Annotated in this window: 11 protein-coding genes; 8 read left to right on the top strand and 3 right to left on the bottom strand. The window is 70.0% G+C overall.

Annotated features, from left to right (window positions below; all coding sequences use genetic code 11):
* Both Q4I23_RS25300 and Q4I23_RS25295 read left to right on the top strand, forming a co-directional pair.
* The coding region (locus tag Q4I23_RS25300; RefSeq protein WP_498528042.1) for a nucleoside recognition domain-containing protein at nt 1–929 on the top strand (929 nt) is incomplete at its 5' end.
* 20 nt (nt 930–949) lie between these two features.
* Entirely contained in the window at nt 950–1,132 is a 183-nt protein-coding gene (locus Q4I23_RS25295) for a hypothetical protein (protein WP_498528041.1), read from the top strand.
* Between the two features lie 10 nt (nt 1,133–1,142).
* Here Q4I23_RS25295 and Q4I23_RS25290 read toward each other — a convergent pair whose 3' ends face one another.
* On the bottom strand, nt 1,143–2,780 hold the full coding sequence (locus tag Q4I23_RS25290; protein WP_498528043.1) for a bifunctional diguanylate cyclase/phosphodiesterase: 1,638 nt from the start codon (nt 2,778–2,780) through the stop codon (nt 1,143–1,145).
* Nucleotides 2,781–3,205: 425 nt separating this feature from the next.
* Here Q4I23_RS25290 and Q4I23_RS25285 point away from each other — a divergent pair, with 425 nt between their 5' ends.
* Entirely contained in the window at nt 3,206–4,030 is an 825-nt protein-coding gene (locus Q4I23_RS25285; protein WP_454017435.1) for an alpha/beta fold hydrolase, read from the top strand.
* A gap of 11 nt (nt 4,031–4,041) precedes the next feature.
* On the opposite strand, the gene Q4I23_RS25280 is transcribed toward Q4I23_RS25285, so the two are convergent.
* Nucleotides 4,042–4,698 carry a response regulator transcription factor gene (locus Q4I23_RS25280; protein WP_014197760.1) on the bottom strand — a complete coding sequence of 219 codons (657 nt, stop codon included), beginning with the start codon at nt 4,696–4,698 and terminating at the stop codon, nt 4,042–4,044.
* A complete protein-coding gene (locus Q4I23_RS25275; protein ID WP_498528040.1) occupies nt 4,695–6,323 on the bottom strand; it encodes a sensor histidine kinase in 1,629 nt (542 codons plus the stop codon). The genes Q4I23_RS25280 and Q4I23_RS25275 overlap by 4 nt, the downstream gene beginning before the upstream one ends.
* 250 nt (nt 6,324–6,573) lie before the next feature.
* Here Q4I23_RS25275 and Q4I23_RS25270 point away from each other — a divergent pair, with 250 nt between their 5' ends.
* From Q4I23_RS25270 to Q4I23_RS25250, 5 genes are all read left to right on the top strand, one after another.
* Nucleotides 6,574–7,245 (top strand): hydrolase, encoded by a 672-nt coding sequence (locus tag Q4I23_RS25270; RefSeq protein ID WP_014197758.1) that lies wholly within the window; start codon nt 6,574–6,576, stop codon nt 7,243–7,245.
* A gap of 126 nt (nt 7,246–7,371) precedes the next feature.
* Entirely contained in the window at nt 7,372–7,668 is a 297-nt protein-coding gene (locus Q4I23_RS25265; RefSeq protein ID WP_454017437.1) for a XapX domain-containing protein, read from the top strand.
* Nucleotides 7,665–9,635, top strand: a complete 1,971-nt coding sequence (locus tag Q4I23_RS25260) for an amidohydrolase (protein ID WP_498528039.1) — start codon at nt 7,665–7,667, stop codon at nt 9,633–9,635. The genes Q4I23_RS25265 and Q4I23_RS25260 overlap by 4 nt, the downstream gene beginning before the upstream one ends.
* Nucleotides 9,636–9,649: 14 nt before the next feature.
* Nucleotides 9,650–10,105 carry a DoxX family protein gene (locus Q4I23_RS25255; protein ID WP_498528038.1) on the top strand — a complete coding sequence of 152 codons (456 nt, stop codon included), beginning with the start codon at nt 9,650–9,652 and terminating at the stop codon, nt 10,103–10,105.
* Nucleotides 10,102–10,967: MFS transporter (locus Q4I23_RS25250; protein WP_498528037.1), on the top strand; the 866-nt coding region annotated here is incomplete at its 3' end. The genes Q4I23_RS25255 and Q4I23_RS25250, both read left to right, overlap by 4 nt.

Raw genomic sequence — 10,967 nt, 5'->3', positions numbered from 1 at the left:
GTTATAGTCTCGTGGGCTCGGAGATGTGTATAAGAGACAGGGGGCTGCACGGGCGGGCCTTCATCCCGCTGCTGTCCAGCTTCGCCTGCGCGGTGCCCGGCGTCATGGCGGCGCGCACCATCGAGAACCGCGCCGACCGGCTGGCGACCATCATGATCGCCCCGCTGATGACCTGCTCCGCCCGGCTGCCGGTCTACACGCTGCTGATCGCGGCCTTCGTGCCGGACCGTCCGCTGCTGGGCGGTCTGGTCGGGCTGCCGGGGCTGGTGATGTTCGCGCTCTACGCCGCCGGCATCCTGTCGGCGCTGGCCGTCGCCTTCGTTCTGAAGGGCACGGTGTTCAAGGGCGCCCGCGAGCCGCTGCTGATGGAGCTTCCAGCCTACCGCCTGCCCAACCCGCGCGACATCGCGCTGGGCCTGTTCGAGCGAGCCAAGGTCTTCCTGGCGCGGGCCGGCACGACGATCTTCGCCCTGATGATCGTCATGTGGTTCCTGGCGAGCTTCCCCGGCGCGCCGGAGGGGGCGACCGAGCCGGCCATCCAGTATTCCATCGCCGGCATGATCGGCCACGCGCTGGAACCGCTGCTGGCGCCCATCGGCTTCACCTGGCAGATCGCCGTGGCGCTGGTGCCGGGCATCGCGGCGCGCGAGGTGGCGGTCGGCGTGCTGGGCACGATCTACGCGCTGAGCGAGAGCGGCGACGCGCTGCAATCCTCGCTGGCCGGGGCTCTGGCCGCCTCCTGGAGCCTGCCGACCGCGCTGTCGCTGCTCGCCTGGTACGTCTTCGCCCCGCAATGCGTCGCCACCCTGTCGGTGGTGAAGCGGGAGACCAACGGCTGGTTCTGGCCGGCGGTGATGTTCGCCTACATGATCACGCTGGCCTACGGGGCGAGCTTCATCACCTACCGCCTCGCGTCTGCGCTGCTGTGAAGGAAGGGGAGGGCACGGCCATGTGGCAGGATTTGCTGGTCGCGGTGGTGGTGGCGCTGGCCGCGGCGTGGACGCTGTGGCGGGTGATCCTGCCGGCCGGGCTGCGCGCTCGCCTGCTGGGCAGGGGCGCGCCGAAGGGGTCTGGCTGTGGCGGCAGGTGCACGGGCTGCGGCCCGGCCGGTGGCGGTTCAAGCTGCCACTGAGCCGGCGCTCCTACAGGGCCGGGACGCGAGCGGCGCCCCTCTTGACCGCGTACATCGCCTGATCGGCGTGGACGATGAGTTGCTGGGCATCCCGCCCGTCCTGCGGGTAGACGGCGACGCCGATCGACAGGGCGAGCCGCAGCCGCAGCCCGTCGATCAGGATTGGCTCCGCCAACGCCGTCCGGCACTTGTCGGCGACGGTTTCCGCCCCGGCGGGGGTCACCTCCACCTCCAGGATGATGGCGAATTCGTCGCCGCCGATACGGGCGATCAGGTCGGACTTGCGCAGCAGGCCGGACAGGCGGCGCGCCACCACCCGCAGCACTTCGTCGCCCCGGCTGTGGCCGTGGGTGTCGTTGATCGGCTTGAAGCCGTCGAGGTCGATGTAGAGCAGGGCGAACAGGGTGCCGCCGCGCTCCGCCCGGTCGATGGCCTGTTGCAGCCGGTCGTGGAACATGGTGCGGTTCGGCAGTTCGGTCAGCGCGTCGTGGTGGGCCATGTGGGCCATGCGCGCCTCGCTCGCCCGCAGGGCGGCCTCCTGCTCCCTCAGCTTGCCCAGCAGATAGTTGAAGCCCTGCGCCAGTTCCCCGACCTCGTCCATGCGGTGGACCGGCAGAGGCGACAGCTCGACATGCCCGTCGGCCATCTGGTGCATCCGCCGCGCCGCCTGGGTCAGCGGGCGGAAGAAGCGGCGCATGCCGAAGAACAGCACGGTCACGGCGAAGGCGGCGATCATCAGGCTGTTGGTGGCAATGAAGGTCTGCAGGTCGCGCACCCCTTCGAACGCCTCCGCCGTGGGCAGGCGGGCGACCAGGAACCAACCCGCCGTCGGCACCGCCGCGATGGCCGACAGCTCTTCCACCCCCGCCGCGTTGACGGTGATGCCGGTGCCGCGGTAACCGGCCATGGCCCGGTCGTGCAGCGGATTCACCCCCTCCGGCGGGGTCGCGGTCAGGATCATCCCGTGGTCGCTGGCCGACACGAACAGCCTGTCGCGGGGGGAAACCAGCAGGAAGCCGCCGCTGCGCCCGATGCGGTTTCCCTGGACCAGATTGAGAAAGCCGGGCGACGACAGGGCGGTGGCGCCGGCCATGACCGCGACCGGGGTTCCGGCGGCGTCGGTGACCGCCATCGCCATGACCACCATCGGCTGTCCGTCGATGGCGGAGCGGGCGGGCCGCCCGATCACCGGTTCGCGTGACGCCAGCGCCGCCTGGAACCAGTCGCGATCCGAAACGTCGAAATCGGGCGGGCGGTGCCGTTCCGGATAATCGGCGAAGACTCCATGGCCGTCCGGCTGGACGATCATCAGACCGCGCGAGAACAGTGGCGCGATCTCGTGATGCGTCTTCAGCCAGTCGCGCAGCGCCGTGGGATCGTCGAGGGCCATCAACGGCAGGCTTCCGGCGGCGCGGCGCAGGAGGTCGAGCCGGGCCTTGATCTTCTCGTCGATGTCGTGGGCAACATAGGAGGCGGTCGATTGCTGTTGGGACGAGGTCAGGTTGTTGATCTTGTCCTCCAAGAAGGAGGACAGGACCCAGATGCGCGCGCAGGCGCCGACAAAGACCAGAACTAGTCCAAACAGCATAAGACGTACGATGACGCTGCGGCTTTGCCGGCGCAGTTCATCAACCACCGCGACGAGCATTCGCAAGCTTTGCTCCTCCAAGAAACCGTCCGCTCATTTCCCAGATGGATAGGCTTCCTGCCCACCGTTGCCCGAAGATAAACGATGCCGGTCCCATCCGGAAGACGCAAAGGGAGATAAATCCCCGACAAAAGCACCGGAACTGATTGAAAAAACGAAATATTTCCACCGGTGGGCGAACAGTGGCGCCGCTGGTTCGCGCGCCTTATCGTTCTCGGCTCCCCGCCCGTGATTCAGCGGCTCCGCTCTCCACCGGCTTGCCATACACACGGGCAGGCCACCGATACCTCCGTATAGTTTCCAGGCAGGACAGCCTTCGGCACTGTTGTGACGCCGACGAGGTTCCGCGCTGCCCATGGAAAGGCCGGTGTCCGCCTTCCCCTCGCGCCGCGGATCTTTCGCGCGCCCGAAAAATGGAGGGGGTTTTGAGCACGATCTCGACCAAGGACGGCACCCGCATCTTCTACAAGGACTGGGGCAGCGGACAGCCGGTGGTCTTCTCGCACGGGTGGCCGCTCAGCGCCGACGCCTGGGACGGGCAGATGCTGTTCTTCGGCCAGCAGGGCTACCGGGTCATCGCCCACGACCGGCGCAGCCACGGCCGGTCCGACCAGACCTGGACCGGCAACCACATGGACCAGTACGCCGACGATCTGGCCGAGCTGCTCGACGCGCTGGACGTGCGCGATGCGGTGATGATCGGCCATTCTACCGGCGGTGGCGAGGTCGCCCGATACATCGGGCGGCACGGCACCGGACGGGTCGCCAAGGCCGTGCTGGTCGGAGCGGTGCCGCCGATCATGCTGAAAACCGCCGCCAACCCCGGCGGCCTGCCGATGGAGGTCTTCGACGGCATCCGCAAGGGCACCTACGACGACCGATCGCAGTTCTTCCTGGACCTGACCATGCCCTTCTACGGCTTCAACCGCGACGGGGCGAAGGTGTCGGAGGGGCTGCGGCAATCCTTCTGGCTGCAGGGCATGATGGCCGGGATCAAGGGCGCCTACGACTGCATCCAGCAATTCTCGGAAACCGACTTCACCGAGGATCTGAGGAAGATGGCGGTGCCGACGCTGTTGGTCCACGGCGACGACGACCAGATCGTGCCCATCGACGCGGCGGCCCGCCGCGCCGTGGAGATCGCGCCGCAGGCGACGCTGACAGTCTACGAGGGGGCGCCGCACGGGCTGACGGCCACCCATCAGGACCGCTTCAACGCCGACGTGCTGGCCTTCATCAAAGGATCGTAAGCAAGGACCGGTCAGGACTCGCCGTTGGGGGTCACCTTGTCGGCGATGCGCACCAGATCGGGCAGGGACCGCGCCTGCATCTTGCGCATCACGCTGGCACGGTGGACCTTCACGGTGATCTCGCTGAGCTGCAGCTCGGCGGCGATTTGCTTGTTGAGCTGCCCGGCGGCGACGAGCTGCATCACCTCCCGCTCGCGCGGGGTCAGGCTGCGGAATCGTTCCTGAAGATCGGACAGGGCGTCGACGGCGCGGCGGCGGTCGCGGTCGCGCTCGATGCCGGTGTGGACGGCGTCGATCAGATCCTGGTCGCGGAAGGGCTTGGCCAGGAACTCGACGGCGCCGGCCTTCATCGCCGTCACCGACATGGGAATGTCGCCATGGCCGGTGATGAAGACGACCGGCAGATGGATGCCCGCCCCGGTCAGCTCGCGCTGGAACTCCAGCCCGCTCTGGCCGGGCAGCCGCACGTCCAGCACCAGGCAGCCCGGCGCGTCGGGCCAGCGGTGCTGCAGGAAGTCCTGCGCCGAGGCGAAGGGCAGGGCGGTCAGCCCGACCGAGCGCAGCAGGCTGACCAGCGATTCCCGGATTGACGGATCGTCGTCGATGATGGCGACGAAGGGCGTTTCCATGGTTGCGGGGGACCGGTCGGAAACGGTGCGGTCGGTCATCGCGTCCGCTCCAGGGCGGCGCCCGCCGCTGGCCGCTCCGGCTTGTCGTCGGCGGGCAGGGTGAAGCGGAAGACGGCGCCGTGGGGCTGGTTGGCGGCCACCCACAGCCGGCCGCCATGGGCCTCCACGATCGACTGGCAGATGGTCAGCCCCATACCGATTCCATGCTCCTTGGTGGTGAAGAAGGGTTCGAACAGCCGCTCCTCCTGGATCGCCTGCAACCCGGTGCCGGTGTCCTCCACCGACACCAGGACGTCCGCGAGGCCGCGGCGGCGCGAACGGATGCTCAGCACGCGCGGGCGGTCGGTGACCGCGCCCATCGCGTCGTCGGCGTTGGCGATCAGGTTCAGCAGCACCTGCTCGAGCTGCACCGGGCTGCCGTTGACCGGCGGCAGGCTCTGCTGAAGGTCGGTGCGCACGGCGATCCGGTTCAGGCGGCGCTCGCCCTCCGTGCGGTCCAGCGCGCTCCGGATCACGCCGTTGATGTCCAGCCGGCTGCGCTGGGGCGGCGCCTTGCGGAAGGAATCGCGGATGCAGGCGATCACCCGCGCGGCGCGGTGGCCGTCGTCGGAGATCCGCCTCAGCGCCGCCCGCACCTCCACCAGATTGGGCGACGGGCGGTCGAGCCAGCGCAGTCCGGCGCCCGCGTTGGTGACCATGCTCGCCAGCGGCTGGTTGACCTCGTGCGCGATGGAGGCGGAGAGCGCCTCCAGGCTGGCCAGACGCGCGTCGCGCACCCGCCGTTCCGCCGCCACCGAGCGGACCAGCCGCCCATAGAGCGTCGTCATCTCCGCCAGCAGGATCAGCAGGACGACGCTGGAAGCGGCCAGCCCGAACAGCCGCCCCGACCACCAGCCGGCGCTGAAGCGCCCGCCGCTGATGAAGCTGAGCAGGCAGGTCTCGATGGCCCAGGCGGCCAGGACGACCATCAGCCAGAGGTCCAGAACGGAGCGCCGCTGCCGCCACAGGACGGCCAGTGCGGCGGCGCAGAGCGCCAGCGCGGTCACCGGCACGACCCGCCACAGCGGCGTTTCCCGCATGGTGTCGACCATCAGCCGGGGAAGAACGGCGTCGTTGGCCAGCGCGAAGGCCGTCAGGCCCCCGGCCAGCGCCGCCGCCAGCGCCACGCCGCCCGCGATGGCGGGGAGGGCCGGGCGGTGCGCCTCGCGCGGGCCGGCCTCCACCGCCTTCAGCAGCGCGTAGGCCAGGATGAACAGCGGCAGCCCGATGCGGCGCCCGGCGGCCACGATGGCCGTGCTCTGCAGACCGGCGCCGAGCAGCCCGGTCGGCGCGAAGACTCCGGGGAAGGTCAGCGCCCAGGGAACGATCAGCAAGGCCGTGACCAGATAGCCGGCGGCCAGCGCCAGCAGGGCCGGCGTTCGCTGCGTGGCGTAGAGCGCGAACAGCAGGACAGCGGTCATCAGCTCGGTCAGCAGGACGGCTGTGGCGTAGGCCGGCAGCAGGACCGCCGTTCCGTCCAGCGTCAGGCGGGCGAAGGGCGCCGTGATCGCCAGCGCGGCCAGAAGCCCCGCCACCGTGACGATGGCCAGCCGGGTCTGCCCCGCCCCGGGGGGCAAGGTCGCCAGAAGAAACCGCTGGTCTCCGGGGACATCCCTCGTGCGCATCACCGTCGTTCGCTTGGCCGTCGGGTCACGTCTTCCCTCAACCCTGTCGCTTTGTCCTGTCCCTTTACCCTGACCGGCACCGGCGGCGAGCGGCGCCTTGGCCTGATATACCAAGGTATAGGACCCGCAAACGCAAGTTCAATGTCGCCGTCCTCCGTCCCTGACCGATGCTTCGACACACCGCCGGGCCACAGACATCGTCAGAGGCAACGCCATTGGCACCGGCGCCAAAAACAACGGGGATAGAGACATGACCATCACCGCCACCGCGACTCCCGGCAAATTGCTCGTCTCGCCGAAGGACCACGCGCTGATCATGATCGATCATCAGTCGCAGATGGCCTTCGCGACCCACTCGATCGATGCCACGACCCTGCGCACCAACACCGCGCTGGTCGCCCACGCCGCCGCCGGCTTCGGCGTCTCGACGATCCTGACCACCGTCGCGGAAAAGAGCTTCTCCGGCCCGATCTTCTCCGAGATCACCGAAGCCTTCCCGGGGGCGGAGGTCACCGACCGCACCTCCATGAACACCTGGGAGGATGCGAACGTCATCAAGCGGGTGAACGGCCTGGGCAAGACCCGGTTGGTCTTCTGCGGCCTGTGGACCTCGGTCTGCATCGTCGGCCCGACGCTGTCGGCGCTGGACCAGGGCTTCGAGGTCTACGTCATCGCCGACGCCTGCGGCGACGTCTCGGTCGAGGCGCACCAGCGCGCCATGGACCGCATGGTCCAGGCCGGCGTCCGCCCGATGACCTCGCTCCAGTACATGCTGGAGTTGCAGCGCGACTGGGCGCGCACCGAGACCTACGAGATGACCACCGGCATCGCCAAGAAGTACGGCGGCGCCTATGGCCTGGGCATCATCTACGCCAAGACCATGTTCGGCGCGTCGGAAGGCGGCCACAGCGCCGCCGCCTGATCGCGGCGCCGAGCCCCGGCACTTGCTTTGCGGCGCCCGATGCCCTGCGCCGCGGCGGGCCGGTCCCGATCCTCCCCGGGGCCGGTCCGCCTCTTCCCGCCCATCCGGACGAAGAACAGGCACGCCATGATGCCTTACCTGCTTTCCCTCGGCGCCGGCATCCTGGTCGGCGTCCTCTACGCGTTGCTCGGTGTCCGCTCCCCAGCACCGCCCACCATCGCCTTGATCGGCCTGCTCGGCATGCTGGTCGGCGAGCAGGCGGTGCCGGTGGTCAAGCGGCTGATCGCCGGGCAGCCGGTTCTCGCCTTCATCCAGAACGATTGCGCGCGCCACATCCTGGGGCCGCAGGCGGGCAATGCCGCTCCCGATGCAGCTAATCCGCCGGCCCCGGCCGCGGACGCACCCCCGCGGGGCCGGGCATGACCGGCCACACCGGAAACGGTCGCCCCGGTATCGGTCGCCGCGGCGCCATCGCCGGAAGCGCCGCCGCCACTCTGCTCGCCTCGCCCCTGCTCACCCGCCTTGGGAATGCCGCCATGCCGTCTTCCGACCTTCTGATCGTCAACGCCCGCATCACGACGCTCGACCGCGCCAATCCGCAGGCCGACGCCGTGGCGATCCGCGACGGACGCTTCCTCGCCGTGGGGCGGGAGGCCGAGGTGCGCGCCGCCGCCGCCCCCGACGCCACGGTGATCGACGCCAAGGGACGCCGCCTGATCCCCGGCCTGATCGACAGCCACATCCACGTCATCCGCGGCGGCCTGAACTACAATATGGAGCTGCGCTGGGACGGCGTGCCGACTCTGGCCGACGCCATGGCAATGCTGCGCGCCCAGGTGGCCCGCACCCCCGCCCCGCAGTGGGTGCGCGTCGTCGGCGGCTTCACCGAGCACCAGTTCGCCGAGAAGCGCCTGCCGACGCTGGAGGAACTGAATGCCGCCGCCCCTGACACGCCGGTCTTCATCCTGCACCTCTACGACCGCGCGCTGCTGAACGGCGCGGCGCTGCGGGCGGTGGGCTACGGCAAGGACACGCCCAACCCGCCGGGCGGCGAGATCCAGCGCGACGCCGCGGGCAATCCGACCGGCCTGCTGCTCGCCCTGCCCAACGCGATGATCCTGTATTCCACCCTCGCCAAGGGGCCGAAGCTGCCGGAGGAGTATCAGGTCAACTCCACCCGCCACTTCATGCGCGAGCTGAACGGGCTGGGCGTGACCAGCGTGATCGACGCCGGCGGCGGCTTCCAGAACTACCCCGACGACTACGCGATCATCGAGAAGCTGCACGCCGACGGCGAGATGACCCTGCGCATCGCCTACAACCTGTTCACCCAGAAGCCGAAGGAGGAATTGCAGGATTTCGCCACCTGGTCCGACACGGTGAAGCCGGGCGACGGCGACGACCGCTACCGGCTGAATGGGGCGGGGGAGATGCTGGTCTATTCCGCCGCCGACTTCGAAGACTTCCGCGTCGCCCGGCCCGAGATGCCGCCCAACATGGAGACTGACCTGGAGCCGGTGGTCCGCCTGCTCGCCGAGCGGCGCTGGCCGTGGCGGCTGCACGCCACCTACGACGAGACCATCGGCCGGGCGCTCGACGTCTTCGAGAAGGTCAACCGCGACATCCCGCTGCAAGGGCTGAACTGGTTCTTCGACCACGCCGAGACGATCAGCGACCGCAACATCGACCGCATCGCGGCGCTCGGCGGCGGCATCGCCGTGCAGCACCGCATGGCCTATCAGGGCGAATATTTTGTGGAGCGCTACGGCGCCAAGGCCGCCGAGGCCACGCCGCCCATCGCGAAGATGATGGCCGCCGGGGTGCCGGTGGGCGCGGGGACGGACGCCACCCGCGTCGCCAGCTACAACCCCTGGGTCTCGCTGTCCTGGCTGGTCACCGGCAAGACGGTGGGCGGGTTGTCGCTCTACTCGATGGCGAACCGGCTGGACCGCGAGACGGCGCTGCGCCTGTGGACGGAGGCCAACACCTGGTTCTCCAACGAGCAGGGCAAGAAGGGCCGGATCGAGGCCGGGCAGCTCGCTGACGCGGCGCTGCTCAGCGACGACTACATGGCCGTGCCGGAGGACCGCATCCCCCACATCCGCTCGGTCCTGACCCTGCTGGGCGGCGCCGTGGTGCATGGCGAGGGCGATTACAACACCCTCGCCCCGCCGCTGCCCAAGCCGATGCCCGACTGGTCGCCGGTCGCCACGGTCGGCGGCTATCACCGCGACCCCAGGACGGCGCAGCGGCAGGCGGCGGAGTGCGGTTGCCACTCCGGCTGTGCGGTGCACGGCCACGACCACGCGGCGGCGCTGGGCGCCGACGTGCCCTCGTCCGACGCGCGCAGCTTCTGGGGCGTGTTCGGTTGCGGCTGCTGGGCGGTGTGAGGGGGAGCGCAACGATGGCCGACACCCTCTCCACACGCAAGGACGCCGCCGCTGCGCCGGTCGCCGCCCTGCTCGACTGGCCGGGGACCGCTTGGCTCGCCCGCCTCGCGCTGGCGGCGCCCTTCCTGGTCAGCGGACTGGTCAAGCTGACGGACTTCAACGGCGCGGTGGCCGAGGCGGCGGGGCTGGGGCTCGGCCTGCCGGTCCTCGTCGCGGTGGCGGTGATCGTCACCCAGCTCGGCGGGTCGGCGCTGTTTTTGACACGGCGCTGGTGCTGGCTCGGCGCCGGGATCCTCGCCGGCTTCACGGTGGTCGCCACGCTGCTCGCCCACGCCTTCTGGACCTATGAGGGGCCGGACCGCGCGCGGCAGACCGCCACCTTCCTGGAGCATCTGGCCATCGTCGGCGGCTTCGCGGCCGCCGCGGTGCTGACCCACCGCAACGCCCACCGCCGGGGAGGGCGCGCATGACCGCCGAGGCCGTCCCAACCCCTGGCGCACAGCCGCCGGCACAAAAACCCGCAGGGGCCTTCGCGCCGCTGAGCAACCGGCTGTTCGCCGTGCTGTGGGTGGCGGCGGTGCTGGGCAACGTCGGCACCTTCATGCGCGACGTGGCGAGCGCGTGGCTGGTGCTGGACCTGTCGGGATCGCCCTCCACCGTCGCGCTGATCCAGGCGGCGGGCTCGCTGCCCATCTTCCTGCTGGCGATCCCGGCGGGGGTGCTGTCGGACATCATGGACCGGCGGCGGATGCTGATCGTCATCCAATGCCTGCTCGCCTGCGTCAGCGCCGCGCTGATGATCCAGGCGGCGCTGGGCGTCGCCAGCGTCGCCTCCATCGCCGGGCTGACCTTCCTCGGCGGCATCGGGGCGGCGCTGATGGCGCCGGTCTGGCAGTCCATCGTGCCGGAACTGGTGCCGCGCGGCGAGCTGAAGGGTGCGGTGGCGCTGAACAGCCTGGGCATCAACATCGCCCGCGCCATCGGCCCGGCGGCGGGCGGCGCCATCCTGGCCGCCGCCGGGGCCGCCGCCACCTACGCGGTGGACGTCTCCTCCTACATCATCGTCATCGCCGCCCTGCTGTGGTGGCGGCGCACCCCCGACGCCCGCGACGATCTGTCGGAGCAGTTCGGCGGCGCGCTGCGCGCCGGGCTGCGCTACGCCCGCGCCAGCAAGGAGCTGCACCGCGTCTTCCTGCGCGCCGGCCTGTTCTTCGCCTGCGCCAGCGCCCTATGGGCGCTGCTGCCCATCGTCGCCGGGCCGATGCTGGGCGGCGGGCCGGGCTTCTACGGCCCTGTCTCTTATACACATCTCCGAGCCCACGAGACTATAAC

The organism is Azospirillum sp. UFLA03-27, from assembly GCF_059803775.1.
This window is presented reverse-complemented; position numbering and strand designations above follow the sequence as displayed.